The 25,435-nt window shown below is 61.9% G+C and carries 26 protein-coding genes; 16 read left to right on the top strand and 10 right to left on the bottom strand.

Features of this window, described 5'->3' with window-relative positions:
- Nucleotides 1–161 precede the first annotated feature (161 nt).
- A complete protein-coding gene (locus P3C39_RS00570; protein ID WP_275952429.1) occupies nt 162–1,736 on the top strand; it encodes a hypothetical protein in 1,575 nt (524 codons plus the stop codon).
- Nucleotides 1,737–1,851: 115 nt separating this feature from the next.
- Here the strand turns inward: P3C39_RS00570 and P3C39_RS00565 are convergent, their stop codons facing one another.
- From P3C39_RS00565 to P3C39_RS00555, 3 genes are all read right to left on the bottom strand, one after another.
- Nucleotides 1,852–2,211 carry a tRNA-binding protein gene (locus P3C39_RS00565; protein WP_013530010.1) on the bottom strand — a complete coding sequence of 120 codons (360 nt, stop codon included), beginning with the start codon at nt 2,209–2,211 and terminating at the stop codon, nt 1,852–1,854.
- A gap of 27 nt (nt 2,212–2,238) precedes the next feature.
- Entirely contained in the window at nt 2,239–2,739 is a 501-nt protein-coding gene (locus P3C39_RS00560; protein WP_013530009.1) for a YbjN domain-containing protein, read from the bottom strand.
- A gap of 344 nt (nt 2,740–3,083) precedes the next feature.
- Nucleotides 3,084–3,386: an accessory factor UbiK family protein gene (locus P3C39_RS00555; RefSeq protein WP_063168840.1), complete on the bottom strand. Its 303-nt coding sequence runs from the start codon at nt 3,384–3,386 to the stop codon at nt 3,084–3,086.
- Nucleotides 3,387–3,555: 169 nt separating this feature from the next.
- Here P3C39_RS00555 and lgt point away from each other — a divergent pair, with 169 nt between their 5' ends.
- The 6 genes from lgt (at nt 3,556) to P3C39_RS00525 (ending at nt 9,392) form a co-directional block, all read left to right on the top strand.
- Complete coding sequence (gene lgt / locus P3C39_RS00550; protein ID WP_013530007.1) at nt 3,556–4,410, top strand: prolipoprotein diacylglyceryl transferase; 855 nt, start codon at nt 3,556–3,558, stop codon at nt 4,408–4,410.
- Nucleotides 4,407–5,495 carry a class I SAM-dependent methyltransferase gene (locus P3C39_RS00545; protein ID WP_027162150.1) on the top strand — a complete coding sequence of 363 codons (1,089 nt, stop codon included), beginning with the start codon at nt 4,407–4,409 and terminating at the stop codon, nt 5,493–5,495. Before lgt ends, P3C39_RS00545 begins: the two co-directional genes overlap by 4 nt.
- Nucleotides 5,496–5,600: 105 nt before the next feature.
- Entirely contained in the window at nt 5,601–6,395 is a 795-nt protein-coding gene (pgeF, locus tag P3C39_RS00540) for a peptidoglycan editing factor PgeF (protein WP_063172937.1), read from the top strand.
- Nucleotides 6,395–7,546 carry a Xaa-Pro peptidase family protein gene (locus P3C39_RS00535; RefSeq protein WP_013530004.1) on the top strand — a complete coding sequence of 384 codons (1,152 nt, stop codon included), beginning with the start codon at nt 6,395–6,397 and terminating at the stop codon, nt 7,544–7,546. Before pgeF ends, P3C39_RS00535 begins: the two co-directional genes overlap by 1 nt.
- A 43-nt stretch (nt 7,547–7,589) precedes the next feature.
- Nucleotides 7,590–8,219, top strand: a complete 630-nt coding sequence (locus P3C39_RS00530) for a hypothetical protein (protein ID WP_063168841.1) — start codon at nt 7,590–7,592, stop codon at nt 8,217–8,219.
- Between the two features lie 237 nt (nt 8,220–8,456).
- The gene (locus tag P3C39_RS00525) at nt 8,457–9,392 is read left to right on the top strand and encodes a ribose-phosphate pyrophosphokinase (protein ID WP_013530002.1); all 936 of its coding nucleotides are present in this window, start codon (nt 8,457–8,459) and stop codon (nt 9,390–9,392) included.
- Between the two features lie 12 nt (nt 9,393–9,404).
- On the opposite strand, the gene P3C39_RS00520 is transcribed toward P3C39_RS00525, so the two are convergent.
- Entirely contained in the window at nt 9,405–10,289 is an 885-nt protein-coding gene (locus P3C39_RS00520) for a helix-turn-helix transcriptional regulator (protein ID WP_013530001.1), read from the bottom strand.
- A 151-nt stretch (nt 10,290–10,440) separates the two neighbouring features.
- Here P3C39_RS00520 and P3C39_RS00515 point away from each other — a divergent pair, with 151 nt between their 5' ends.
- On the top strand, nt 10,441–11,682 hold the full coding sequence (locus P3C39_RS00515) for an MFS transporter (protein ID WP_063170320.1): 1,242 nt from the start codon (nt 10,441–10,443) through the stop codon (nt 11,680–11,682).
- A gap of 68 nt (nt 11,683–11,750) precedes the next feature.
- Here P3C39_RS00515 and P3C39_RS00510 read toward each other — a convergent pair whose 3' ends face one another.
- Nucleotides 11,751–12,608, bottom strand: a complete 858-nt coding sequence (locus tag P3C39_RS00510) for an alpha/beta hydrolase (protein WP_275952428.1) — start codon at nt 12,606–12,608, stop codon at nt 11,751–11,753.
- A gap of 151 nt (nt 12,609–12,759) precedes the next feature.
- Between P3C39_RS00510 and P3C39_RS00505 the strand changes: the two genes are divergently transcribed.
- Nucleotides 12,760–13,188: a MarR family transcriptional regulator gene (locus tag P3C39_RS00505; RefSeq protein WP_013529998.1), complete on the top strand. Its 429-nt coding sequence runs from the start codon at nt 12,760–12,762 to the stop codon at nt 13,186–13,188.
- Nucleotides 13,189–13,231: 43 nt separating this feature from the next.
- Here the strand turns inward: P3C39_RS00505 and P3C39_RS00500 are convergent, their stop codons facing one another.
- The gene (locus tag P3C39_RS00500; protein WP_032808605.1) at nt 13,232–15,238 is read right to left on the bottom strand and encodes an EAL domain-containing protein; all 2,007 of its coding nucleotides are present in this window, start codon (nt 15,236–15,238) and stop codon (nt 13,232–13,234) included.
- 295 nt (nt 15,239–15,533) lie between these two features.
- On the opposite strand from P3C39_RS00500, the gene P3C39_RS00495 reads away from it, so the two are divergent.
- The 7 genes from P3C39_RS00495 to P3C39_RS00465 all read left to right on the top strand — a co-directional run bounded on the left by P3C39_RS00495 (nt 15,534) and on the right by P3C39_RS00465 (nt 21,681).
- On the top strand, nt 15,534–16,568 hold the full coding sequence (locus P3C39_RS00495) for a methyltransferase (RefSeq protein WP_013529996.1): 1,035 nt from the start codon (nt 15,534–15,536) through the stop codon (nt 16,566–16,568).
- 249 nt (nt 16,569–16,817) lie between these two features.
- Nucleotides 16,818–17,459: a 50S ribosomal protein L25/general stress protein Ctc gene (locus tag P3C39_RS00490; RefSeq protein WP_013529995.1), complete on the top strand. Its 642-nt coding sequence runs from the start codon at nt 16,818–16,820 to the stop codon at nt 17,457–17,459.
- A gap of 23 nt (nt 17,460–17,482) precedes the next feature.
- The gene (gene pth, locus P3C39_RS00485; protein ID WP_027162157.1) at nt 17,483–18,208 is read left to right on the top strand and encodes an aminoacyl-tRNA hydrolase; all 726 of its coding nucleotides are present in this window, start codon (nt 17,483–17,485) and stop codon (nt 18,206–18,208) included.
- 88 nt (nt 18,209–18,296) lie between these two features.
- Nucleotides 18,297–19,400 carry a redox-regulated ATPase YchF gene (ychF, locus tag P3C39_RS00480; protein WP_024505635.1) on the top strand — a complete coding sequence of 368 codons (1,104 nt, stop codon included), beginning with the start codon at nt 18,297–18,299 and terminating at the stop codon, nt 19,398–19,400.
- Nucleotides 19,401–19,639: 239 nt separating this feature from the next.
- Complete coding sequence (gene corA, locus P3C39_RS00475) at nt 19,640–20,614, top strand: magnesium/cobalt transporter CorA (protein WP_275952427.1); 975 nt, start codon at nt 19,640–19,642, stop codon at nt 20,612–20,614.
- A 123-nt stretch (nt 20,615–20,737) separates the two neighbouring features.
- Entirely contained in the window at nt 20,738–21,214 is a 477-nt protein-coding gene (locus P3C39_RS00470) for a MaoC family dehydratase (protein ID WP_224621482.1), read from the top strand.
- Nucleotides 21,211–21,681, top strand: a complete 471-nt coding sequence (locus P3C39_RS00465; RefSeq protein ID WP_063168842.1) for a MaoC family dehydratase — start codon at nt 21,211–21,213, stop codon at nt 21,679–21,681. Before P3C39_RS00470 ends, P3C39_RS00465 begins: the two co-directional genes overlap by 4 nt.
- A gap of 165 nt (nt 21,682–21,846) precedes the next feature.
- On the opposite strand, the gene P3C39_RS00460 is transcribed toward P3C39_RS00465, so the two are convergent.
- From P3C39_RS00460 to P3C39_RS00445, 4 genes are all read right to left on the bottom strand, one after another.
- Complete coding sequence (locus tag P3C39_RS00460; protein ID WP_013529989.1) at nt 21,847–22,392, bottom strand: adenine phosphoribosyltransferase; 546 nt, start codon at nt 22,390–22,392, stop codon at nt 21,847–21,849.
- A 9-nt stretch (nt 22,393–22,401) separates the two neighbouring features.
- On the bottom strand, nt 22,402–23,547 hold the full coding sequence (locus tag P3C39_RS00455) for an alpha-hydroxy acid oxidase (RefSeq protein ID WP_275952425.1): 1,146 nt from the start codon (nt 23,545–23,547) through the stop codon (nt 22,402–22,404).
- A 174-nt stretch (nt 23,548–23,721) separates the two neighbouring features.
- Nucleotides 23,722–24,417, bottom strand: a complete 696-nt coding sequence (locus tag P3C39_RS00450; RefSeq protein WP_275952424.1) for a phosphatase PAP2 family protein — start codon at nt 24,415–24,417, stop codon at nt 23,722–23,724.
- A gap of 127 nt (nt 24,418–24,544) precedes the next feature.
- Entirely contained in the window at nt 24,545–25,417 is an 873-nt protein-coding gene (locus P3C39_RS00445) for a cytochrome c1 (RefSeq protein ID WP_013529986.1), read from the bottom strand.
- Between the last annotated feature and the right edge of the window lie 18 nt (nt 25,418–25,435).

Genomic DNA, 25,435 nt, shown 5'->3' with positions numbered 1-25,435 from the left:
TGCGACTTCGAAGCCATGACCAAGTCAGATTGACAACGCAGTTCAGGGCTGCGTAGTCATCCATACTTGAGCCGCGCCGTCATCTCGCCCTCCCAACGACATGGAGAATCCTTGGCAATTGTCGGCGACTCAAAATTTACCATTTCTACCTACATTGCGGCATGCTCGAAGCAACAGTCAGCAACAAAATCAACAGTTACACGAACCATTTCATCAGGCCCGAAGGTACCTTGCTGATAGTTCTGCTGGTGGTGGCTTTCTTGCCCGTACTGCTCGTCGACATACCCGCTATGGCAGACTATCCAAATCATCTCGCAAGAATGTCGATCCTGATGCGCGCCGGTACGCCCGAAGCCCATCCCTACTATGAAGCCGCGTGGGCACCCTACCCTAATCTAGCCATGGATCTCGTCGTCCCGTTCGCTGGGCGCTTGATCGGGATCGAGCTGGCATCAAAGCTTTTCTATCTAGTCTCGCAAATGCTGGTCGTCAGCGGGGCAATGGCCGTCGGAGCGGCCGCACAGGGGCGTGTGATCCTCAGCGGCTTCGTCGCTTCGCTCTTCCTCTACGCCATGCCTTTCGCTTTCGGATTCGTGAATTTTGAATTTGGACTCGGGATCGTTCTTTGGTCCATCGCGGTTTGGATTTGGCTTGCGGAAAGACCTTTGCCGCTGCGCCTTGCGATCCACGCCGTCTTCGTCGTGGTTCTGTATATCTCTCACCTATTTGCCCTCGGCCTGTATGGCATTGTGGTGGGGCTGTACGAACTCTCCCGCTGGCCAGACCATATTGAGAATTGGAAACGCACGATCTTGCTGGTTGCCGGAATGGCTGCTCCGGTCGTCGCAGTTGGCGCCCTGGCGCTCGCCTACGGCGGCAAAGTGGGTGGCGAAGGAACCGAATGGGCCCTGTCGGCGAAATTGTTGGCGCTGGTTCAAGTCAACGGCTTCAGCAGATACACTTCCTCAGCCGTGACCGTGGTGCTGGTCATTCTCAGTTACCTTGCGGTGAAGCACAGGATGGTGGCGGTCTCTCGCGTCGGCTGCTGGATAGGCTTTGGGCTCTTGTGCCTGTTCATTCTCATGCCGTTTCGCGTTGCGGACACGGCCTTTGTCGACGGGCGCGTCCTTCTGGCGCTTGTTCTGATCCTGCCAGCCTTCGTCACGATCAAGCGTCCGCAAGGCTCGCGTGGAACACTTCTCGTCGCGCTGGCGTTTGGCGCCGGGCTTGCAAACAGTGGCATCGCGATCTGGGCCCAATTGTCGTGCCGCGGCGAATATCGTGCCCTTATGACCGCGTTCGACGCCATTCCAATGGGTTCGCGAATCCTTACCGGCCAGAATGGCCTCCCAGACGACCCGCCAACGAATCTGCTCCTTTATCCAATGTACAATGCTGCCGCGTTGGCTGTAGTCACACGCAATGCACTGATGCCAACGCTGTTCACCTATCCGGGAAAACAGCCGGTGAGGCCCCGGCCGGAAGTGGCAAACCTGACCGTACCGCAAGGCGGGCCTATCCCGATGTCTGAGCTGGAGGCCTACGCCGCCGGTGCTTTACCACCGGTCGAGGCAGCGTATGCAGCGCATTGGACCCGTGACTTTGACTATCTGCTGGTAATCGCGCCGGAGCGCAGCCCGCCACGACACGGCAACCTTGAATTAATCGCCGAAGGCAAACAGTTCAAATTTTACAGAATAAGGAAATTGGTCGACGCGGACAGGAAAAGCGGATGATGTCCACGCGCGACACTCCTGTCACGACATGGCATGAAATTCATGCTGAAGCATCTGCCGAAAGGATTATCAATCCATCCCGGTTCGCGGGGGATTCCGATCCCCAGTTGAGACCCTAAAACAACCGCCCGCCATCCGGCACCTTACGCTCGATCGCGCCGAGCACCACGGCGCCCTCTTCGTCGGGAAAGCCGAGAGTGAGCACTTCCGACATGAATGGACCGATCTGGCGCGGCGGGAAATTGACCACCGCGAACACCTGCCGGCCGATCAGCGTCTCCGGTGTATAGTATTTGGTGATCTGCGCCGACGATTTCTTGATACCGATGCCGGCGCCGAAATCGATCTTCAGCTTGAACGCGGGCTTGCGCGCCTCGGGAAACGGCTCGGCCTCGACGATCGTGCCGGCGCGGATGTCGACACGATCGAAATCGGCAAAACTGATCTCGGGCTTGCGCTCGGTGTTCGAACTCATCTTGGTCTTGTCTGCCTTAACGGGGACTCAGGCGTTGCCGTAGGTCTCGAACAGCACACCGGCCAGGGCATCCTTGGCCGAGGTTCCCGACCAGACGACGAACTGGAATGCCTGGAAATAGCATTCGCAGGCTTCCAGCGCCGACGACAGCAACACTTCGACCTGCTGGCTCGACGGCTCGACCCCGCCGGCCAGCAGCAGCGACTGGCGGAACATGATCGCGCCCTCCTGCTCCCAGAGGTCGAAATGGCCAAACAGCATCTGCTCGTTGATCAGCGACAAGAGCCGCATCACTTCCAGCGTGCGGGTCTCCGGCACCTTGATATCGAAGGCGCAGGCCAGGTGCAGCGCCTCGAAATCCTCCATCCACGAAAAGGAGACGTGATAGTCGGTCCAGCTTCCGGCAACCGAGATCGAAATCTCGTCGTCGCCGGCCCGCTCGAAAGACCAGTCGTTGTTGTGGGCCACCTGCTCGATAACATCCACCGGATGGATTTCGCGGGAGAATTCGAGTTCGAGAAGTTCCATGGAATGCTTCCTGTCGTTCTGTACGAGCGCCGCCACACGCTCCGCGGGAGGGCACACACAACGAACAATCTTGTCTAGAACTCGGACGGCCAGGACTTTCCTCGCGCAAAGACGACTTCTCGACGCAAAGACCCCAGACCGGACCCCACCGCCCGGTCGCATGATCCTGCTCCGAATCATGCAACAAATTCAGTCTATTGATCGGGAGTCGCGTGAACAGCCCAATTTTTCGCACTGCGTCATTCGCATGTGGAAAGCCGCTGTCACAAAGATTCATGCAATGCCGTTAAGCGATTCACGGCAAAGCGCTTTTCAGGATCGGGCTATGTGGAAAAGTTTAACGATTATTTTTTTGTGCGCGGCTTGGCGGCCGTCGCTGATGTGGCGTCGCCGGCCAGTTCTGCAAGCTTCGCCTCGAGCGCCTCGATGCGGGCGGCAAGGCGGGTATTCTCTTCCCGCGCTTTGGCGGCCATCTCGCGCGCGGCTTCGAACTCTTCGCGCTGCACCACGTCCATCGTGTTGAGAATGCGCTCGGCCTGCCCCTTGAAGGCGGTCTCCACCTCACGGCGCACGCCCTGGGCGGCGCCGGCGGCGTCGGTCATCAGCTTGGCGAATTCATCGAGAATGCGGTTCGGTCCGGTCGACATGGCAAATCCTCGCGCTTGCACAAAATTGACGTAGTGGCGCCGCGCGTCGAATGCAAGCTTGTTGCACCTTGCTGCGGCATCAAGTCGAGTGCGCCCACCTTGCCTTGACCCTGCCAAAACCCTGCCGCATGGTCCGCGCCGAAACACGTTCGCAATCGAGAGTTCCCCGTTGAACGAATATTTCCTGCTGCCGCTGGCCTCCCTGCCCTTCCCCAACATCAACCCGATCCTCATCCAGATCGGGCCGCTGGCGGTGCACTGGTATGGCGTCGGCTATATCGTCGGCATCCTGTTCGCCTGGTGGTATGCCAAGCGGCTCGCCGCCAATGCCAGGCTGTGGCCGAACGGCGTCCTGCCGATGAAGCCGGAGGATCTCGACGATTTCATCGTCTGGGCGGCCATCGGCGTCGTGCTCGGAGGCCGCACCGGCTATGTGCTCTTCTATGATCTGGCGCGCTACATCGCGCACCCGCTCGATATCTTCGCCGTGTGGCAGGGCGGCATGTCGTTCCATGGCGGCCTGCTCGGCGTCATCCTCGCCATGACGCTGTTTTCCATCAAGCGCGGCATCCGCACCTGGTCGCTGTTCGATGTCGTGGCGGCCGGCGTGCCGGTCGGCCTTGGCCTGGTGCGCGTCGCCAACTTCATCAATTCCGAGCTGTGGGGCCGGCCAACCGACGTGCCCTGGGCGTTCGAATTCCCCAATGGCGGGCCGTTTGCCCGTCATCCGAGCCAGCTTTACGAGGCGCTTCTGGAGGGCGTGGTGCTGTTCCTCGTGCTGCGCATCCTCACCCATTCGCGCCTCAGGCTGAAGACGCCGCGCTTCGTCGGCGGCGCCTTCATCTGCGGCTACGGCCTGTCGCGTATCTTCGTCGAGTTCTTCCGCGAACCCGACCAGCAGCTCGGCTATCTCCTCGGCACCAACTGGTTGACCATGGGCATGATCCTGTCGTCGCCGATGGTGTTGGCCGGCATCTGGGCGATGCTGACCGCCAAGCCGGTGGCACAGCCGCAGCCGGCATGACACGGCTGAAGACCCGCATCGTCGACCTGATCGAGGCCCTGGGGCCGCTTCCCGTCAACGAGTACATGGCGCTCTGCCTGTTCGACCCGGCGGACGGCTACTACACGACGCGCGAGCCCTTTGGTGCGGGCGGCGACTTCATCACCGCGCCGGAAATCAGCCAGATGTTCGGCGAACTGGTCGCCGTGTGGCTTTATCAAGCCTGGCTGGCGGGCGGCCGGTCGCGGTCGGCCACCATCGCCGAGATCGGACCCGGCCGCGGCACGCTGATGAAGGACATGCTGCGCACGCTGTCGCGGCTCGATCCTGACCTGGCCAACGGCGCCACCTTCGCCATGATCGAGACAAGCCCGCGCCTGACCGAGGTGCAAAAAAAGACGCTTGGCGTCACACCCTTCGCGGTTGGCTGGCACGAAACCATCGAGACCTTGCCGCAACAATCGCTGTTCATCGTCGGCAACGAACTGTTCGACGCCGTTCCCATCCGCCAGTTCATCCGCGCCGGCGCCGGCTGGCGCGAGCGCATGGTCGGCCTCGACGAGACCAACGACCTTTGCTTCTTCGCCGGCGCCGGCTCGGTCGACCCGACGCTGCTGCCCGCCGATGCCGCTCACGCGCCGCAAGGCGCGATCGCCGAAGTGGCACCTGCCCGCACCGCGCTGATGGCAACAATCGCCGAGCGCATATCCAGGCATGGCGGCGCCGGCCTGTTTCTCGATTACGGCCATTTCCAGCCGGGTGTCGGGGACACGCTGCAGGCCTTGCGCAGCCACGATCACGAAGATGTGCTGGCCAATCCCGGTGAGGCCGACCTCACGTCCCACGTCGATTTCGCCGCCCTTGCCGCGATCGCGCGTGCACATGGCCTCGAAGCCCATCTGACGACACAGGGCGACTTCCTGCTCGGCATGGGCATCCTCGAGCGCGCCGGCCGCCTTGGCGCCGATGCCGGTCAGGCGGCGCGCGAAAGGATCGCCGGCGACGTCGAGCGCCTCGCCGGGCCGCAAGCCATGGGCGAGCTGTTCAAGGTGCTTGCGGTGCTGCCTCGCGGCGTGGCGGTTCGGCCCTTTGCCGAGGCGGATTGACTTTTTACCGCCGCCCCTCCCAATCTCCCGTCCGCGCTTTGCAGCCTGTTCTCGACCAAGCACCTTCTTCTTGACGAAACCGCCCACACGGACAACAACGCCCGCATGCTGAATCAGACCAAACCGGATCCCGTTCGGTCGCCGCTGCTGGACAAGGCGCAGGCACAAGGCATCCGCCACGGCTATTTCACCCGCGTCGGCGGTGTTTCCGGCGGCATCTATCAGGGCCTCAACATCGGCACCGGATCGGATGACGACCAGGCGCTGGTTGCCGAGAACCGCGCCCGTGTCGCTGCCTGGATGGGCGTGCCGGCAAGCCATCTGTTGACCGCCTGGCAAATCCATTCGCCCGATGTCGTCATTGCCAGGGAGCCCTTTGCCGGCGAGCGCCCCAAGGCGGACGCCATCGTCACCGACCGGCCGGGCATCGCCATCGGCGCCTCGACCGCCGATTGCGGTCCCGTGCTGTTCGCTGATGCGCAGGCGCGCATCATCGGCGCTGCGCATGCCGGCTGGAAAGGCGCGTTCACCGGCGTGCTAGAAAACACCATCCTGGCGATGGAAAGCCTCGGCGCCCGGCGCCAAAACATCGTCGCCGTGCTAGGCCCCTCCATCGGCCCGCGAAACTACGAGGTCGGCCCGGAATTCGTCGCCCGCTTTGTCGAAGCCGACGCCGAAAACATCCTCTATTTCGCTCCGTCCGCCAATGCCGGCCATGCGATGTTCGACCTCAACCGCTACACGGTTGACCGGCTGGCCAAGGCAGGCGTGACGGCTGAGGGCCTAGACCGCTGCACTTACGCCGAGGAAGGCCTGTTCTACTCCTATCGGCGCACCACGCATCGCAAGGAGCCCGATTACGGCCGGCAGGTTTCGGCAATTGTCTTGGAGAGGGAATAATGGCGCTGCATTTTGAACGATCTGAATTTGACGCGCGGCGCGACCGGCTGATCATCGAGATGGCCGAAAAGAAGCTCGACGCCATCCTGCTGTTCGCGCAGGAAAGCATGTATTGGCTGACCGGCTACGACACGTTCGGCTTCTGCTTCTTCCAGTGCCTGGTGGTCAAGGCCGACGGTTCGATGGTGCTTCTGACCCGCTCGGCCGACCTGCGCCAGGCACGTCAGACCTCGATTATCGACAACATCGTCTTGTGGACCGACCGCAACGGCGCCAATCCCGCGGTCGACCTGCGCAATCTGCTCAACGAACTCGACCTACTCGGCGCCCGCATCGGCGTCGAATACGACACCCACGGCCTGACCGCCTTCAACGGCCGCCGCCTGGACGAGCAGTTGCAGACCTTCGGCCAGATCGCCGATGCGTCCGGCATTGTCGGCCGGCTGCGCCTGTTCAAGAGCCCGGCCGAGATAGCCAAGGCCGAGAAGGCCGCCAATCTCTCCGACGATGCGCTCGACGCGGCACTGCCGCTGATCAAGCAAGGCGGCGACGAAGCTCTGATCCTGGCCGCCATGCAGGGCGCGATCTTCGCCGGCGGCGGCGACTATCCGGCCAACGAGTTCATCATCGGCTCCGGCGTCGATGCGCTGCTGTGCCGCTACAAGGCCGGCCGCCGCAAGCTCACCAAGAACGACCAGCTGACGCTCGAATGGGCCGGCGTCTTCAACCACTACCATGCGCCGATGATGCGCACGGTGCTGACCGGCAAGGTGTCGAAGCGCCATCAGGAACTGTTCGACGCCGCCCGCGCAGCACTCCTGGCTGTCGAGAAGGCGATGATGCCGGGCAACAGCTTCGGCGACGTCTTCGATGCGCATGCCCGCACCATGGAGGCACACGGCCTGACCAAGCACCGGCTGAACGCCTGCGGCTATTCGGTCGGCGCCCGCTTCACCCCGTCCTGGATGGACATGCCGATGTTCTACCAGGGCAATCCCGAACCGATCGCGCCCAACATGACGCTGTTCGCCCATATGATCATCATGGACTCCGACACCGAGACGGCGATGACGCTTGGCCGCACCTACCTGACCACCGAATCCCAGCCCAGGCCGCTGTCCCGCCATGATCTCGACTTGATCGTAAAGTGAATCCACAGTGGGAGGCGTTCTTCGCCAAGGAGTTAGAAGGCAAATGAGACGATCGCATGTGACGACCGTGTCATTGCTTGTGGCATTGGCTCTTGCCGCCTGCACCAACGCAAAGGACGTGCTCGAACCGTCGGCGATCACCCCGCCGGCGACGTCGACCCAGACGCTGCCCGCAACGTCAGGCAACACGGCGGCAACGGTTCCGGCCGGACCCGCCACCAGCACGTCTGGCGCTCCCGCAACCGCCGCCGCACCGGTCACATCGGCCCAAAGCGCTGCCATCCTGTCGAAGACCCGCTTGCAGATCGCGCCGATCGTAGGCGCTTCGGTGGAAGCTGCGACACCTCTGACGGCGGAGTTGCAGACCCGTGCCAGGCAGCGCGGCATCACTCTCGCCGGCAGCGCCGACCAGACCGTGACACATGTGCTGAAGGGCTATTTCTCGACGATGTCGGAAGGCGCCGACACCACCGTCATCTATGTCTGGGACGTCTATGACCCCGCTGGCAACCGGCTGCACCGCATCAATGGCCAGCAGAAGGCTCCGTCGGTCAATTCCGGCGCCAGCGCGGGCGGCGACAGCTGGAAGGGGATCTCGCCGGCCACCATGCAGGCGATCGCCGACCAGACCATCGACCAGTTCGCCGCCTGGCTCGGCGGCAAGGCGGGCTAGAGGCATCGGACCCCAAAGTGGAGACGGTTTTGGGAAAATCCGATGCCCAATGAGAAGAAGAACCAGCACAAATCCCCTGCTCCCTGTTGCAGTCCGGCGATGGCGCGGAGCTTTCTTGAGTTTAGCCGGCGGATTCCCGATCTCGGCGCTTGCAATACCAGCGCGGGCCGCTAAAAGCCCGGTTAAAGGGCGCAAGCGAGTCCGTCAGGCCTCATCATCCTCCACCAGGAACCGTGCATGAAACTCTTCGCGGGCAATTCCAACAGGGTGCTGGCCGAAGCAGTCGCCCGGTACCTCAATGTCCCGCTGGGCAAAGCCACGGTCAGGCGCTTCGCCGACCAGGAAATCTTCGTCGAAATCCAGGAAAACGTGCGCGGCGAAGATGTCTTCATCCTGCAGTCGACCTCGTTTCCGACCAACGATCATTTGATGGAACTGCTCATCATGATCGATGCCTTCATGCGCTCCTCGGCCAAGCGCATCACGGCGGTCATCCCTTATTTCGGCTACGCCAGGCAGGACCGCCGCGCCTCCGGCCGCACGCCGATCTCGGCCAAGCTGGTTGCCAACATGATCACCCGCGCCGGCGTCGACCGCGTTCTGACGCTCGACCTGCATGCCGGCCAGATCCAGGGCTTCTTCGACATCCCGACCGACAATCTGTTTTCCGTGCCGGTCATGGCCCGCGACGTGAAGGCCAAATACAAGCAACTCGGCAACGTCGTGGTGGTTTCGCCCGACATTGGCGGCGTGGTCCGCGCTCGTGCGCTGGCCAAGCGCTTCGATGCGCAACTGGCCATCGTCGACAAGCGCCGCGAACGGCCGGGCGAATCGGAAGTGATGAACATCATCGGCGCGGTCGCCGGCAAGGATTGCCTGCTGATCGACGACATCGTCGATTCCGGCGGCACGCTGTGCAATGCCGCCGATGCACTGCTGGCCAACGGCGCCACCAGCGTCACCGCCTACATCACCCACGGCGTGCTGTCGGGCGGTGCCGTTGCCCGCATCAGCGGCTCGAAGCTGCAGGAACTGGTGATCACCGATTCCATCCAGCCGACCCAGGGCGTGCTCGACGCGCCCAACATCCGCGTCATCTCGATCGCCGACCTGATGGGCGAAGCCATCTCGCGCACGGCGACTGAGGAATCGGTGTCCAGCCTGTTCGACTAAACCCGCCTGCCCTTAAGGCGCGGAGCTTTCCAACCGAACCGGGCCGATCAGGCGACGAGCGACCTCGACGTTCTCGCGTGCGCCGCGCATATAGCCGCGCGGCGAGGTCCCCAGCATGCGCTTGAACATGGTGATGAAGGCCGGCACGCTGTCATAGCCGAGATCAAGCGCCACCCTGGTGATCGGCTCGCCGTCCGCCAGCCTGGGCAGCGCCGCGAACAGGCAGGCCTGCTGGCGCCATGTCGACAGCGACAGGCCGGTCTGGCGCTGGAAGGCGCGCGTGAAGGAACGGCGGCTCATGCCGGCTGCATCGGCCCACTCGTCGATGGTCGCATGCGGCGACGGTGCTGCGACGAAGCGTCGGCACAGCGCCGACAATCTTGGATCCGACGGAAATGGTAGCCCAAGAGGCCGTTCCGGCAAGGTCGGGATTTCGTGCAGCAAAAGGTTCATGATCAGCCCACCGCGTCCTTCCAGAACGCCGCCTTGCGGGAGCTTCTCCGATTCCACGATCAGGCTGTGCATCAGGTCGGTGACGCCGACGACGCGCAAGCCTTCGGGCAGCCCGGGGATCGCCTGTGGCATGACATAAACCGAACGCATCGAGACGTCGCCCAGCATCTCGACGGAATGCTCGGTGCCGGCTGGAATCCACATCGCGTGGTCGGGCGGCACCATCCAGCGCCCGTAGCGGGTCGTCACCAGCACCACACCGACAAGCGCATGCAAGAGCTGGCTGCGGCTGTGGCGGTGCTGTGGCACGCGGTAGCCGTCAGGATATTCGGTCGGCAATGCCACCGCCGGCCCGGCCACTTGCTCAAGCCACTGCCAGCGGCTCTCGTGCAACTGGCCGAGATTGGCATTGCCAGCGTGAAAGACTTCTTTGCCGTGCGGCATCTAGTTATGGCCCACTTGCGAAACTATTGGACCAAACCACGAAAGAAGTCGTCTCGCAAGCGGCTTATAAGGCACCGTCCCTAGGATGGCCGCAAGGAGCGTCCGCCAGTTGCCTGCGGGCGTGCCCGCCAAAAAGACCACGGAGCCTACCTTGACCGATACGACAGCAGCCAGCGTCGCCCCACCGGCGAGCGCCAGTCACGCCTCAGCCCAGGCGACGGCCTTCACCGTCATCCTGGCGGTGAGCTTCTGCCACTGCATCAACGACATCATGCAGTCGCTGCTATCGGCCATTTACCCGCTCCTGAAAGAGAATTATGGCCTCGATTTCTGGCAGATCGGCTTGTTGACCTTCACTTTCCAGGTGACCGCATCCTTGCTGCAGCCGCTGATCGGCATGATCACCGACAAGCGGCCGATGCCCTATTCGCTGCCCTATGGCATGGCGTCGTCGCTGATCGGCCTGATCGTGCTCGCCTATGCCGGGCATTATTCGCTGCTGCTGATCGGCGCCTCGCTGATCGGCATCGGCTCGGCGATCTTCCACCCGGAATCCTCGCGCATCGCCCGCTTCGCTTCCGGCGGCCGCTTCGGCCTGGCGCAGTCGCTGTTCCAGGTGGGCGGCAATTTCGGCCAGTCCATGGGGCCGCTGCTGGCGGCCTTCATCGTCGTGCCGTTCGGCCAGACCAGCATTTCCTGGTTCGCCGTCGGCTCGCTGATCGGCATCATCGTTTTGTGGCAGGTCGGCGGCTGGTACAGCCGGCTGCGTGCCGCGCAGGGCACCCGCAAGGCGGCGAGCTTCGTTTCGCCCTTCCCGCGCCGCAAGGTGATGAATGCATTGATCGTGCTGACACTGCTGGTTCTGAGCAAGAATGCCTACATCGCCAGCCTCGCCAGCTACTACACCTTCTATTCCATGCATAAGTTCGGCGTTTCTGTGCAGATGAGCCAAGTCATGCTGTTCCTGTTTCTCGGTGCCTCGGCGCTGGGCATCCTGCTCGGCGGCCCGTTCGGCGACCGCTATGGGCAAAAGGCGATGATCTGGTTCTCCATCGTCGGCGTGCTGCCCTTCACGCTCGCCCTGCCCTACGCCAATCTGGAATGGACGATGGTGCTGACGGTGCTGATCGGGCTGATCCTCTCCTCGGCCTTCTCCAACATTGTCGTCTTTGCGCAGGAGCTCGTGCCGGGCCGCGTCGGCATGATCGCCGGCATCTTCTTCGGCTTCGCCTTCGGCATGGGCGGCATCGCGGCGGCCGTGCTCGGCGTCGTCGCCGACATGAAGGGCATCGATTTCGTCTTCCAGATCTGCTCCTATTTGCCGTTCCTTGGATTGCTGACCGTGTTCCTGCCCAACATGAAGGAAGCGCGCAAGGCGCAGGCGGCCGCCTAGATCAGGCCTGAAACCCACGCAAGGAAAAGCACCCGCCGGACGGCGGGTGCTTTTTTCGTTCCAACGGCCTATGCTTTGAAGAAGGCCAGCAGGTCGGCGTTGACGATGTCTGCATGGGTCGTGGCCATGCCGTGCGGGAAGCCCTTGTAGACCTTGAGCTCGCCCTTCTTGAGCAGCTTGATCGTCAGCAGCGCCGAGTCCGCGATGGGAACGATCTGGTCGTCGTCGCCGTGCATGACCAGCACAGGCACGTCGATCGCCTTCAGATCCTCGGTGAAGTCGGTTTCCGAAAAGGCCTTGATGCAATCATAATGCGCCTTGGTGCCGCCCATCATGCCCTGGCGCCACCAATTGTCGATGACGCCCTGCGATACCTCTGCGCCCGGGCGGTTGAAGCCGTAGAACGGACCTGATGGAACGTCGCGGAAGAACTGGGCGCGATTGGCTGCCTGCGCGGAGCGGAAGCCGTCGAACACTTCGATCGGCAGGCCGCCGGGATTGGCGGCAGTCTTGAGCATGATTGGCGGCACCGCGCCGATCAGCACCGCCTTGGCGACACGGCCGCCGGCGCCATACTTGGCGACATAACGCGCCACTTCGCCGCCGCCGGTCGAATGGCCGACATGGATGGCGTTCTTGAGGTCCAGATGGGCTGCGAGTTCCGCGACGTCGGCGGCATAGGTGTCCATCTCGTTGCCGATATCCGTCTGGGTCGAGCGGCCATGGCCTCGGCGATCATGGGCAATGACACGGTAGCCCTGTGACACGAAGAACAGCATCTGGGCGTCCCAATCGTCGCTGCTCAACGGCCAGCCGTGATGAAAGACGACAGGCTGCCCGGTCCCCCAGTCCTTGTAGTAAATCTGCGTTCCGTCCTTGGTGGTGATCGTACCGCTGCCGGAGCTGGGTTTGGTTTGCGAGGTCATCTCAATCTCCTTCTGGTTATTTTCGCGATAAACAATATCGCGATAACGACATAGCTAACGCGGCCTAAAACCCTTGTCCACAAAAATATGTATCGCGATATCATTTTTCGTGGTATCGAAATGATGCCCACATTGGCAAAAGGAATGCGCCGTGCCTCTCCCGTTGGACAATCAGCTCTGTTTCACGCTCTATGCCACCAGCATGGCGATCAACCGCACCTACAAGCCGATGCTGGACGAGATGGGCATCACCTATCCGCAGTACCTGGTGTTGAACGCGCTTGGAGAGGCCGACGGCATGTCGGTCGGCACCATCGCCCATCGGCTCGCTTTGGAATCGAGCACCGTCACGCCGCTGGTGAAGCGAATGGAGCAGGCCGGGCTGGTGACCCGCCAGCGCAGCCAGACCGACGAACGCCAGGTGCAGGTCGATCTGACATCAGCCGGGCGCGCACTGCTTGTCCAATGCAACTGCCTGAACGAAGCCTTGGTCGAACGCTCGGGCATGACGCTGACTGAGCTCGATGCGCTGAACCGGCAGATCCAGGCGTTACGCGCCGCGTTGACCGGCGACCGCTAGCACGGCTTGACGACGGCTAGCCAAACGTCGGAAGAGGCCACCATCATGCGGACTTAAGCACGGCAAATGGCCGTTTGCGCATGGCTCGCTTTGCCTGGAAACTGACGGCGGGAGCGGGACGGCCGACATGGAAGCCCTGGATCTTGTCTATGCCGAATTCGCGCATGAGGGCCATCTGCTCGTCTGTCTCCACCCCTTCGACCAGGATTTTGTGGCCGCGATTTCGAACCAGGGTGATAATGTCCTGCAGCATCGCCTTGCCGCTCGGGGAGCTGCAGTCATGCAGAAACGAGCGATCGATCTTCACCGTATCGAAATCGATCAGGCGAAGCCACGAAAGGCCCGCAAAGCCGGTCCCGAAATCATCAAGCCAGATCTTGATCCCGAGCAGCTTCAGATCGCTGATGCAGCGCAGGATGTCGGAGTGCATCTCCATCTCCAGCCCTTCGGTGATCTCGAAGGCCAGCCTGCTGCCTGCGACACCGGTCTCGCCCAGAATTGTCGCGACCGACGTCGCGAAGCCCGGTGTCTTGAGCTGGATCGGGGAGACGTTGACACTGACGACACGGACGTGGTCGTCCGCCAGCAGTTCGGCGCACACTGTCCTTATCGCCCAGCGCCCGAGTTCCAGGATCGCACCGGTCCGTTCGGCGACCGGAATGAACAGGCTCGGCGGAACCGATGTGCCGTCGAGCATCTTGAGGCGCATCAGAGCCTCCACCGCTTCAACCCGGTCCGATTTGACATCCTGGATAGGCTGGTAAACGAGTGAAACGAGATTCTGGCCGATCGCGATCTTCAGCAAAGCCGCAATGTTCTCGCTCTCGTCACTGCTTTGCGGGTCGGTTGGATCGAACAGCCGGGCACAATTTCGGCCGCCGGCTTTTGCCAGATAGAGAGCGCGATCGGCCTCGTGAATGATTTTCTCCAGCTTGGCCCCGGTCTGCGTCCGGGTGAATGCGGCGCCAACGCTTACCGTTACGATCGAGACGCCGTCGCGCCGCAGTTCGTGCGTCAGAGCCAGGTTCTCCACCGTGCTGCAAATGGCTTCCGCAATGTCCAGGATCTGCTCCTTTTTCTCCATGCGAGCCAGGACGATGAACTCTTCGCCGCCATAGCGGCCGATGGAGCCATTATACTGTTTGATCATATCGCTAAGGGCATTGGCGACATGGATCAGGCAGCGGTCGCCTTCCTGATGGCCGTAGCAGTCATTGAACTTCTTGAAGAAGTCCACGTCGATGAGGATCGCCCCAAAGCTGGTGCCGACCTTTTGCCAATCGTTCCAGTAGTCTCGCAGCTTCTCGTCGATCGCGCGCCGGTTCTCCAGACCCGTGAGCGGATCGGTCCGCGACAACCTCAGCAGGGCCTTGCCGCGTTCGGTCGCCTCATTGTGCTGGATCTTGGCTTCCAGGGCGTTCAGGAAGACGTTGTAGCGTTCCTCATTCAGTTTCCAGTTCACATATGAGGTGAACGTGAAACAAGAAACATAGAAAGCCCCAAATACCATTTTGTATATGAGAGTTGAGGGAACAAAGTAATTTACGATATAAAGTATACATAAGATTATTGTCGAGGTTACGATAGAAAGCTTGAAATTGAATGTAAAGAAGAGATTGGCGCTCATCATGAATATGGTCCCAAAGACCATATAGTAAGAGACGCTTTCCTTGTCCGCGCCCATAATCGCCGGACACAGCCAACCAACATAGCCAAAGATGATGGCCCCGGCGCAGGTCACGTCGAGCCATTCCGTCCCGACGCCGTGGCGAAGCTGCGCTTCCAGGATCAAAAGCGCGCTCAAGCCGACCGCGAAGCGCGCCGTGATCGTATAGGCGGCCACATCCGGGATCAGCAGCAGATCCGTTGCCGAAAACAAGAGATAGATCGCAACTGCGATCCAAAGCCCTGGCCTGGCTTCCCCTCTTCGCGTCGCCCGGGCTTCGGTGCGGTAGAGGGCGCGAAGTTCGTCGGCCCCCAGTTCGTAGCGCGGCTCGTACGGCTCCGCATCAACCGTATCGGCCAATGCGGATGACACGTGTTCGTTCATCACAATCGACCCCTTTTGAAAGGGATTTTGTTTTCCGAACTCATTTCCAGCTTCTGCCCCCACGCGGGCCGGCTCCTTGGGACGCGACGGCGATTGCGAACGCCGGGCAAACAAATGCAATCGCGCAAGACAAGTTTCCGTTAACTCGAACCCGGAATCCGGCTCGGAAGCTGATTAACCAACGAACATGGTTGGCGGGAAATTAATCATAAACCTAAAATGCCGTCGGCCCGACATTGGCAAAGGGAGCATTCTACGCAATAAGTTAACCGACTGTTAACTATGGAGTGATGGCGTGCAGACCGTTCTTGATGGCAAAAGCTTGATTACTGCCGAGATGCTCGCCGGCACGCTGCCTCGGGGAAAGATCGAGCATCATGGCGAAGCGTTCGAAACCGCGCGCGCGGAGCTTGCCCTCATTCTCCACGCGACACAGCAGCAGGTCGAACAGGACAAGAACCCGGCCGAGATCGTCGGCCGCTTGCTGTCCTTCCTCAATGGCCTGCATTCCAAGGTTCATCCCGACGTCTGGCATGCGTTGATACCGGTCGCGCAGAACCATCCGATCCTGAAGTATTTTCTCGAGGATCCACTGACGCACTGGTCCTTCACCAAACCCAGGGGCTATTCCGGCGACGCGCAGTTGCTCGACTACATCTATTGTGATCCGCACGTGGCAGAGAGCGTGGCGAACGCCTCGGAGGTCGGCAAAGCACTCTATAGCCATACCCAGAACGTACCGTCATGCGTCGCGGCCCGGGAACGACGCGACCTCCTGACCCGATATGTCGACGAGATCGCGGCCAAGAACGGACCGGAAACCGAGGTTCTGGCGATCGCGGCCGGCCATTTGCGGGAAGCCAATCGTTCGGTCGCCCTGACGGAGGGCCGTCTCAAGCGCTGGGTTGCGCTCGACCAGGATCCCCAGAGCGTTGGGCTGATCTCGCGCGACTTCCAGGGCACCGCCGTCGAAGCCATCGACGGCTCGGTGCGAACCGTGCTCACGCGGGGCCACAAGCTCGGCAAATTCGACTTCATCTACGCCTCCGGCCTTTACGACTACCTCGCCCACAACGTCGCGGTGAAACTCACGAAGACCTGCCTGCAGATGTTGAAGCCGAACGGAACATTCCTGTTCGCCAACTACGCCGAGGGCACCCCCGACGCGGGGTATCGGGAGACGTTCATGGACTGGGTGTTGCTGCTGCGATCGGAGGTCGATATGTGGAACATCGTCAATGCCAGCGTCGACCGCAACACCGTCGAGGCGCAGGTATTCTTCGGCGAGAACCGCAACGTGCTCTATGCCGTCATCGAAAAGCGCGGATAGCGGCCGTCTGGGCTGCACCAGGCCGGTCGTGCCTTTGGCTTGCACCTCCGGCCGCCTTCCGCTATAGAGCCGCCACCCGCGTAGACACCCTTGGAGGCAACGCGGCGGAAGGCCGCCTTCCCGCATGATCCCGAAAAGTGGATTCCGGTTTTCGGACCAGATCATGCATGGGTATGTCGGCTTTCGACGTTTACGGTCCAGGCACTCTGCCCACCGTGAGCGCTCCAGAACAAACCGAAAGGAAATGCCATGAGCCACGACACTTACGAGCTCAAGGCCGAAGCACGCGAACAGGTCGGTAAGGGGTCCGCCCGTGCAGTTCGCCGCAACGGTAAAGTGCCTGCAGTAATTTATGGTGACAAGCAGCCTCCCCTGGCTATCGCGCTCACCTACAAGGACATCTACTACAAGATCCATGGCGGCGGGTTCCTGACCACGATCGCCACGATCGATGTCGACGGCAAGAAGATCCAGGTCCTGCCGAAGGACTTCCAGCTCGACCCGGTCAAGGATTTCCCTGTCCATGTCGACTTCCTGCGCATCGGCAAGGACACCGAAGTCAATGTCGACGTGCCTGTCCACTTCATCAACGAGGACAAGTCGCCCGGCATCAAGCGCGGCGGCGTGCTCAACATCGTGCGTCACGAAGTCGAGTTCCACTGCCCGGCCAATGCGATCCCGGAATTCATCACCGTCGATCTCACCGGCGCCAACATTGGCGATTCGATCCACATCTCGGCGGTCAAGCTGCCGGCTGGGGTCAAGCCTGTGATCTCCGACCGCGACTTCACCATCGCGACCATTGCCGGTTCGTCGGCGATGAAGCCGGAGACGGAAGAGACGGCTGAAGCGGCTGCACCTGAAGCGGCTCCTGCCGCCGAAGAGAAGTAACTCTTTCACGCCCGGAGCAGGCGATGCTGCTGTTTGCAGGTCTCGGCAATCCGGGCGCGAAATACGCCGGCAATCGGCACAATGTCGGTTTCATGGCGGCGGACGCAATCGCCCGCCGCCATTCCTTTTCGCCCTGGTCGAAGAAATTTCAGGGCCTGATCGCCGAGGGCTCGCTCGGCGGCGAAAAAGTCGTCCTGATCAAGCCGCAGACCTTCATGAACCTGTCCGGCCAGTCGGTCGGCGAAGCGCTGCGCTTCTACAAACTCGAGCTTTCCGCGCTCACCGTCTTCTATGACGAGATCGATCTTGCCGAAGGCAAGCTGCGCATAAAGACCGGCGGCGGTGCCGGCGGCCATAACGGCATCCGTTCGATCGATGGCCATGTCGGCAACGCCTATCGCCGCGTACGCATCGGCGTCGGCCATCCAGGCGTCAAGGAAATGGTCCAGCACCATGTGCTCGGCGATTTCGACAAGGCCGACCGCGAATGGCTTGACCCGCTGCTCGACGCGATCGCCGACAACGCCGCCATGATCGCCAAAGGCGACGAATCCGGCTTCATGAACAAAGCCAGTCTCGCCGTCCAGGGCAAGGCCGGGCCGGAGCCCGAAAAATCGGCACCTAAGCAGCCGGCGCAGAAGCAGCAAAGTCACGTCCGCCAGGCACGGCCCCAACAGCCCCTGGCCAAGCTGCCGGAAAGCGGTCCGATGGCCGCCATGCTGAAGAAGCTGTTCGGCGGCAAGGACTGAGCATCAAGGGAACCGAAGGGCTTGACGTTGATCACCCCTATCGCCATAGCCCTGATCAAATTTCTATTTCCCGATAGGACCGGACAAAATGGGTTTCAAATGCGGCATCGTTGGCTTGCCCAACGTCGGCAAGTCGACGCTTTTCAACGCGTTGACCAGAACAGCTGCGGCGCAGGCCGCCAACTATCCGTTCTGCACCATCGAACCGAATACCGGCGAGGTCGCGGTGCCCGATCCGCGCCTGCAGAAGATCGCGGCGATTGGCAAGTCAAAGGAGATCATCCCGACCCGCATCTCCTTCGTCGACATTGCCGGTCTGGTGCGCGGCGCCTCGAAGGGCGAAGGGCTGGGCAACCAGTTCCTCGCCAACATCCGCGAGGTCGACGCCATCGTGCATGTGCTGCGCTGCTTCGAGGATGACGACATTACCCATGTCGAGGGCCGCATCGACCCGGTGGCCGATGCCGAGACGGTCGAAACCGAGCTGATGCTCGCCGACCTCGACAGCCTCGAGCGCCGCATCGTGCAATTCCGCAAGCGCGCCGGCAGCAAGGACAAGGAAGCGACGTCAGTGCTGCCGATGATGGAGGCAGCGCTCGAACTGCTGCAGGCCGGCAAGCCGACCCGCATCCTGCTCAAGGATATTTCGGCCGAAGATTTGCGCATCCTGCAGGGCCTGAACCTTCTGACCTCGCATCCCGTGCTCTATGTCTGCAACGTCGCCGAGGCCGACGCAGCCACCGGCAACGAGCACACCAGGGCCGTGGAAAAGATGGCGACCGCCCAGGGCGCCGGCACCGTGGTGATCTCGGCCGCTATCGAAGCCGAGGTCGCACAGCTCTCCGATGAGGAAGAAATGGAATTCCTGTCCTCGCTCGGCCTCGACGAGCCCGGCCTCAACAAGGTCATCCGCGCCGGCTACGATCTGTTGCACCTCATCACCTACTTCACCGTCGGGCCGAAGGAGACGCGCGCCTGGACCATCCATAAGGGCGACAAGGCCCCCCAGGCCGCCGGCGTCATCCACACCGATTTCGAGCGCGGCTTCATCCGCGCCCAGACCATCGCCTACAATGACTTCGTCACACTGGGCGGCGAAGTGGCGGCCAAGGAAGCCGGCAAGGCCCGCGACGAAGGCAAGGAATATGTCGTCCAGGACGGCGACATCCTGCTGTTCAAATTCAACACCTGAGGCTGGTCTATCGAGCATCCAGACATCCGACGGGGTAACCGACGAAACTTTCAGGCGTGATTTTCCGACTCGGCCGGCGGCCATCCGGCGGGCCGCCCGGGACAGCCACTTGTCTTGATTTTGTCACGTCACAGGTCTAAGCGGCAGACGCACGGTCGGCGCTGGCGCCGGGAACCGTGCAATCCAACACGACGCGTCAATCCGAACGCACCCTTTGGCCCCAGCAAGGGAATCCGGCGATGATCAAGGCCTTCGTCGTGGACAATGATCGCCTGCGCGTCGTCGACGATCTCCTGGCAAACAGCGAGACCATCGTCTGGGCGGACCTCTTCAACCCGACAAAGGAAGAGGAAGCGACGATCGAGAGCTGGCTCGGCGTTGCCATTCCGACGCGCGAGGAGATGGAGGAGATCGAGATTTCGAGCCGCCTCTATGTCGAGGACGGCGCCTACTTCATGACCGCAACCCTGCCCGCGCAGACCGAGGTCGACGATCCCTTGATGTCGCCGGTCACCTTCGTGCTCGCCGGCACAAGGTTGATCACTGTGCGCTACCATGAGCCGAAGGCCTTCAAGACCTTTCCGCAGCGCGCCGAGAAGGTGGCGACCGGCTGCACCAGCGGCGACACCATCCTGATCGGCTTGCTGGAGGCGATCGTCGACCGTCTCGCCGACATTCTGGAGCGTGCCGGCCGTGACATCGAGGCGATCTCGCGCGATATCTTCGAGGCGCGATCGACCAAGGTTTCCAAGCGCAATCGCGACTTCCAGGAATTGTTGAAAGCCATCGGCCGCAAGGAGGACATCGCGTCTTCGATCCGCGACAGCCTGATCTCGCTGCAGCGCCTGGCGGGCTTTTTCGCCCATGCCTCGACCCGCACCAAGATGAGCAAGGACACCAAGGCGCGCATCAAGACGCTGTCCCGCGACGTGCTGTCACTCGCCGACCACGCCACCTTCCTATCGCAGAAGATCTCTTTCCTGCTCGACGCGACGCTCGGCATGATCTCGATCGAGCAGAACGCCATCATCAAGATCTTTTCGGTCGCCGCCGTCATCTTCCTGCCGCCGACTTTGGTCGCCTCGATCTACGGCATGAATTTCGACGCCATCCCCGAGTTGAAATGGGAACTTGGCTATCCCTTCGCCATCGCCATGATGGTGCTGTCGGCGATCCTGCCCTTCTGGTATTTCCGCCGCCGCGGCTGGCTCTGAGTGGGCCTGTCGATCGGCTGCCACAGGCTGGCGCAGTAGAAATCGCTTGACCAAATGAACGCCGGCCTGCATCCGGAAACCCCGATCCTGGGGATCGTGGGTCGACAAGCCGGATTCCAGACCATGACCGCAGAGATAAAAACATGGGCCTATGAGGACTTCATCGAGGGTGCATCGATCGACCTCGGCTCGAAGCTCGTGAGTGCCGCTGAGATCGTCGAATTCGCCGGAGAATTCGACCCGCAGCCGATGCATCTCGACGAGGAAGCCGGCAAGGCCAGCATCCTCGGTGGGCTGGCGGCGTCGGGCTGGCACACCTGCGCCATGTTCATGCGCATGCTGTGCGATGCCTTCCTGTTGGACTCGACCTGCCAGGGCGCGCCCGGCGTCGATCAGGTCAAATGGAAGAAGCCGGTCCTGGCCGGCGATCAACTGACCGGCACCCTGGTGGTCGTTGCCAAGCGCCTGTCCAAATCGAAGCCGCAACTCGGCTTCGTTACAATGCGCAGCGAACTGTTCAACCAGCGCGGCGAAAGCGTCTTCGAGCTCGAGAACTCCGTCATGTTCCTCACGCGCGATGCCGCGGGGAGCCAAGCATGACACTGGACGAGTTCTTTCGTATCGGCACCACGGTGACGCTCGGCTCGCACACATTCGAGCCCGAGGCGATCAAGGCCTTCGCCCGCAAATACGACCCGCAGATCTTCCATACCGACGAGGAGGCCGCGAAGAAAAGCGTGCTCGGCGGGCTCTGCGCATCCGGCTGGCACACCGCCGCCACCTGGATGAAACTCAATCTCGAAAACCGCATGGACGCCGAGATCGCTGCGTGGAGCGGCCCCGGTCCGGTGCCGGAATTCGGCCCCTCGCCTGGCTTCAAGAACCTGAAATGGCTCAAGCCGGTCTATGCCGGGCAAACCATCACCTTCACGCGCACCGCGCTGTCGCACCGCCCGATTGCCTCACGCCCCGGCTGGCGGCTGCTGGCGCTGCGTTCGGAAGCTTTCGATTCGACCGGCGCCAAGGTGCTCGAGTTCGAAAGCGCCGTGCTGGTGAAGGTGGAGTAGGTTTCTTCCTTCTCCCCCTGTGGGAGAAGGTGGCCGAGCGAAGCTCGGTCGGATGAGGGGTGCTCCAGCTTGGCGCCGACGGCACTCCGTCACCCACCCCTCAACCGTCTCGGCGCTGCGCGCCGATCCACCTTCTCCCACAAGGGGAGAAGGAAGAACTGCCCCTCAATGCCCCTCGAACCCAATCAGCGTCCGCACCGGCACGCCAAGCGCCTCCAGCTTGGCACGGCCGCCGAGGTCCGGCAGGTCGATGACGAAACAGGCGGCGAGGATGTCGGCACCTATCTGGCGCAGCAGCTTGACCGCCGCTTCAGCCGTGCCGCCGGTGGCGATCAGATCGTCGACCAGGATCACTTTCTCGCCCGGAGCAACACCGTCCTTGTGCATCTCCATTTCGTCCAGCCCGTATTCCAGGCTGTAGGCGACGCGCACCGTCTCGTAGGGCAGCTTGCCCTTCTTGCGGATCGGCACGAAACCGGCCGAGAGCTGATGGGCGACGGCGCCACCAAGGATAAAGCCGCGCGCCTCGATGCCGGCGATCTTGTCGATCTTCTGGCCGGCATAGGGATGCACCAGTTCGTCGATGGCGCGGCGGAAGGCGCGCGCATTGCCAAGCAGCGTGGTGATGTCGCGAAACAGGATGCCGGGCTTGGGATAGTCCGGAATGGTGCGGATCGCGGCAAGCAGCGTGTCTTCGAGCGAGGATTTCATGGGGCGAGATTACCTGAAACGGAGGTTGTTGCGCGACAATTGTTCGATCGAGCTGCAGCCCATCAGCTTCATGCCGCGTTCGATCTCGACCCGCATCTGTTCGAGCGCCAGTTCCACGCCGGGCTGGCCGGCCGCCGCGAGCGGAAACAGATAGTAGCGGCCGACGCCGACGGCCTTGGCGCCGAGCGACAGCGCTTTCAGCACGTGTGTGCCGCGCTGCACACCGCCATCCATGATGACGTCGATCCTGTCGCCAACGGCATCGACGATCTCGGCAAGCTGGTCGAACGCCGCCCGCGAGCCATCCAGCTGCCGCCCGCCATGGTTCGACAGCACGATGCCGCTGCAGCCGATGTCGACAGCGCGTTTGGCATCCTCCACCGACATGACGCCCTTGAGGCAGAACGGACCGGACCAGAGCTTGACCATCTCGGCGACATCGTCCCATGTCATCGACGGATCGAGCATCTCGGTGAAGTAACGGCTGATCGACATCGTGCCGCCGCCCATGTCGACATGCTCGTCGAGCTGCGGCAGCTTGAAGCCCTCATGGATGAAATAGTTGATCGCCCAGGCCGGCTTGAGCGCGAACTGCGCCATTCCGGTAAGGTTGAGCTTGAAGGGAATGGCAAAGCCGGTTCGTTTGTCGCGCTCGCGGTTTCCCCCGGTGATGCTGTCGACGGTCAGCATCATCACCTCGACGCCGACCGCCTTTGCGCGCTGCATCATCGCCCGGTTAAGACCGCGATCCCGATGGAAATAGAACTGGTAGACCTGCGGGCCGCTGCTGATGCTGCGCGCCTCCTCGAGGCTGACAGTGCCCAGCGACGACACGCCGAACATCGTGCCGTATTTGGCGGCGGCCTTGGCGACCGCGCGCTCGCCCTGGTGATGGAACAGGCGCTGCAAGGCGGTCGGCGAGCAATAGAACGGCATCGCCAGCTTCTGGCCCATGACCGTCACCGACATGTCGACCACGCTCACCCCGCGCAGCACGTTGGGAACGAGGTCGCAGGTCTCGAAGCTTTCGGTGTTGCGGCGATAGGTGACCTCGTCGTCCGCCGCGCCGTCGATGTAGTTGAAGATCGGTCCCGGCAGCCGCTGCTGCGCCATGCGGCGGAAATCGGAAAAGTTGTGACAGTCGCTGAGCCGCATCATCGAATTCCAAAGGCCATGGCGGGACAAGTTTCTCGCCACCGTTCGATGCATCGAATATCAACCTGTTGTCGGCGTGCCAACGGACTATTTTTCGAACCGCCCTTCGGACATGGCCATGAGCAAAAAGGGACGCCGAAGCGCCCCTTTCTGGTCTGATCCGATTGACGAAGATTACATGCCGAGATCCGAACGAAGCTCGGCCCTGGCCACTTCATATTCGGCCTTGAAGTCGTCCCGGTTGAGCAGGACCGCGGCGATGACGCTGCCGGAAATCCTGCCCATCTCGACGTCGGACGCATAGTGGATGCCGCCGACCTCGCGGTTGTGGGCGTATTCGGCCGCACGCGCCATGATCTCGGCGCGCTTTTCCGGAACCATATCGGACAGGATGATGCCCATCATGGTGCCGACGGTGGCGTGGCCGGACGGCCAGGAACCCGAACTCGACAGCTTGACCGCCGGCTTGACGAGGTCGCTGAGCTGGTGCGGACGCGGGCGCTTCCAGATATCCTTGGCCGGATCGATGACGGCGCCTTCGGTGGCCACGACGCGGTCGAAGAAGGCGCTGAATTTGGGCAGCGTTTCCTTGTTGAATTTCGGCCCCATGACGTTGGCGAAGCGCCAGACATTCTCGTCGGCATCGGCGACGGCGCTGGCTACCATCTCGGGCGTGCGTGTCACCTGCAGCATCAGCACCTCGCCGAGTTCGGCCTTGGTCTGCGCCGAATCGTTTGCCGGCGGCGGCGGCAGGATCATCGTCAGGTCGACATCCTTGTTGGTGACGAAAGGCTGGGCGTCTTCCGCTTGCGCGGCCGAGCCGACGATGAGCAGCAACAGGCCTGCCGCGAGCGATGCGTATCTTTTCATGGGTGCGATCCTTTGATGAGAGCAGCACAGGATCGCCGGATGCGGTGACGGCCATGTGACATGGCCGGCTTCTGGAAATGCAAAAGGGCGCCTCTCGGCGCCCTTCGTGATCACTTGATCGTGTGGCTTAATGCGCCACGCCTTCCCACACCTTGCGCTTGGTGAGATAGACCAGCGCGCCGAACAAAAGCAGGAACACCAGAACGCGAAAACCGGTCTTCTTGCGGTCTTCCATATGCGGCTCGGCCGCCCATGCCAGGAAGGCGGAGACGTCGCGGGAATACTGGTCGATGGTCTGCGGCGCTCCGTCATCATAGGTCACCTGACCATCGGAGAGCGGCTTGGGCATCTTCAGCGACACGCCGGACATGAAGTACGGATTGTAGTGGGTGCCTTCCGGGATGACCATGCCGGCCGGCGGCGTCTGGTCGTAGCCGGTCAGCAGCGAGTGGATATAGTCGGGGCCGCCCGCGTCGTACTGAGTAAAGATATCGAAGACGAACTGCGGAAAACCGCGTTCGACACCGCGAGCCTTGGCCAGCAGGGACATGTCTGGCGGAGCAGCACCGCCATTGGAGGCAGCGGCGGCTTCCTCATTGGCGAAGGGCGGCGGGAAGTGGTCGGACGGCTTGCCGGGACGGTCGAACATGTCGCCGGCATCGTTGGGACCGTCGTGGATGGTGTACTCGGCCGACAGCGTCTTGATCTGCGCATCGGAATAGCCGAGGTCCGACAGCGTGCGGAACGCCACCAGGTTCATCGAATGGCAGGCCGAGCAGACTTCCTTGTAGACCTTGAGGCCGCGCTGCAGCTGCGCCTTGTCATAGGTGCCGAATGGGCCAGTGAAACTCCAGTCCATTTCCTTCGGCTCGTCGATCGGGAAATGCGTCGGATTGGCCACATTGTGTGCCTCTTCGGCGGCGATCGCCCGAGTGCCCGCGGCCCCAGCGGCGACGGCCACAAGGCCGATCAGCGCCAGCGAGGTGAGAATCTTTTTCATGCCAAATCCCCTTAGATT

Origin of the sequence: Mesorhizobium sp. XAP4 (assembly GCF_029269325.1) — a bacterium.
Lineage (GTDB): Bacteria > Pseudomonadota > Alphaproteobacteria > Rhizobiales > Rhizobiaceae > Mesorhizobium > Mesorhizobium ciceri.
This window is presented reverse-complemented; position numbering and strand designations above follow the sequence as displayed.

Excerpts from the sequence above, each read along its gene's own strand:
- P3C39_RS00570 (WP_275952429.1), top strand. The coding sequence starts at position 162 with ATGCTCGAAGCAACAGTCAGCAACAAAATCAACAGTTACACGAACCAT.
- P3C39_RS00565 (WP_013530010.1), bottom strand. The coding sequence starts at position 2,211 with ATGAGTTCGAACACCGAGCGCAAGCCCGAGATCAGTTTTGCCGATTTC.
- P3C39_RS00560 (WP_013530009.1), bottom strand. The coding sequence starts at position 2,739 with ATGGAACTTCTCGAACTCGAATTCTCCCGCGAAATCCATCCGGTGGAT.
- P3C39_RS00555 (WP_063168840.1), bottom strand. The coding sequence starts at position 3,386 with ATGTCGACCGGACCGAACCGCATTCTCGATGAATTCGCCAAGCTGATG.
- P3C39_RS00545 (WP_027162150.1), top strand. The coding sequence starts at position 4,407 with ATGACACGGCTGAAGACCCGCATCGTCGACCTGATCGAGGCCCTGGGG.
- pgeF (WP_063172937.1), top strand. The coding sequence starts at position 5,601 with ATGCTGAATCAGACCAAACCGGATCCCGTTCGGTCGCCGCTGCTGGAC.
- P3C39_RS00535 (WP_013530004.1), top strand. The coding sequence starts at position 6,395 with ATGGCGCTGCATTTTGAACGATCTGAATTTGACGCGCGGCGCGACCGG.
- P3C39_RS00530 (WP_063168841.1), top strand. The coding sequence starts at position 7,590 with ATGAGACGATCGCATGTGACGACCGTGTCATTGCTTGTGGCATTGGCT.
- P3C39_RS00525 (WP_013530002.1), top strand. The coding sequence starts at position 8,457 with ATGAAACTCTTCGCGGGCAATTCCAACAGGGTGCTGGCCGAAGCAGTC.
- P3C39_RS00520 (WP_013530001.1), bottom strand. The coding sequence starts at position 10,289 with ATGCCGCACGGCAAAGAAGTCTTTCACGCTGGCAATGCCAATCTCGGC.
- P3C39_RS00510 (WP_275952428.1), bottom strand. The coding sequence starts at position 12,608 with ATGACCTCGCAAACCAAACCCAGCTCCGGCAGCGGTACGATCACCACC.
- P3C39_RS00500 (WP_032808605.1), bottom strand. The coding sequence starts at position 15,238 with ATGAACGAACACGTGTCATCCGCATTGGCCGATACGGTTGATGCGGAG.
- P3C39_RS00490 (WP_013529995.1), top strand. The coding sequence starts at position 16,818 with ATGAGCCACGACACTTACGAGCTCAAGGCCGAAGCACGCGAACAGGTC.
- pth (WP_027162157.1), top strand. The coding sequence starts at position 17,483 with ATGCTGCTGTTTGCAGGTCTCGGCAATCCGGGCGCGAAATACGCCGGC.
- ychF (WP_024505635.1), top strand. The coding sequence starts at position 18,297 with ATGGGTTTCAAATGCGGCATCGTTGGCTTGCCCAACGTCGGCAAGTCG.
- corA (WP_275952427.1), top strand. The coding sequence starts at position 19,640 with ATGATCAAGGCCTTCGTCGTGGACAATGATCGCCTGCGCGTCGTCGAC.
- P3C39_RS00470 (WP_224621482.1), top strand. The coding sequence starts at position 20,738 with ATGACCGCAGAGATAAAAACATGGGCCTATGAGGACTTCATCGAGGGT.
- P3C39_RS00465 (WP_063168842.1), top strand. The coding sequence starts at position 21,211 with ATGACACTGGACGAGTTCTTTCGTATCGGCACCACGGTGACGCTCGGC.
- P3C39_RS00460 (WP_013529989.1), bottom strand. The coding sequence starts at position 22,392 with ATGAAATCCTCGCTCGAAGACACGCTGCTTGCCGCGATCCGCACCATT.
- P3C39_RS00455 (WP_275952425.1), bottom strand. The coding sequence starts at position 23,547 with ATGCGGCTCAGCGACTGTCACAACTTTTCCGATTTCCGCCGCATGGCG.
- P3C39_RS00450 (WP_275952424.1), bottom strand. The coding sequence starts at position 24,417 with ATGAAAAGATACGCATCGCTCGCGGCAGGCCTGTTGCTGCTCATCGTC.
- P3C39_RS00445 (WP_013529986.1), bottom strand. The coding sequence starts at position 25,417 with ATGAAAAAGATTCTCACCTCGCTGGCGCTGATCGGCCTTGTGGCCGTC.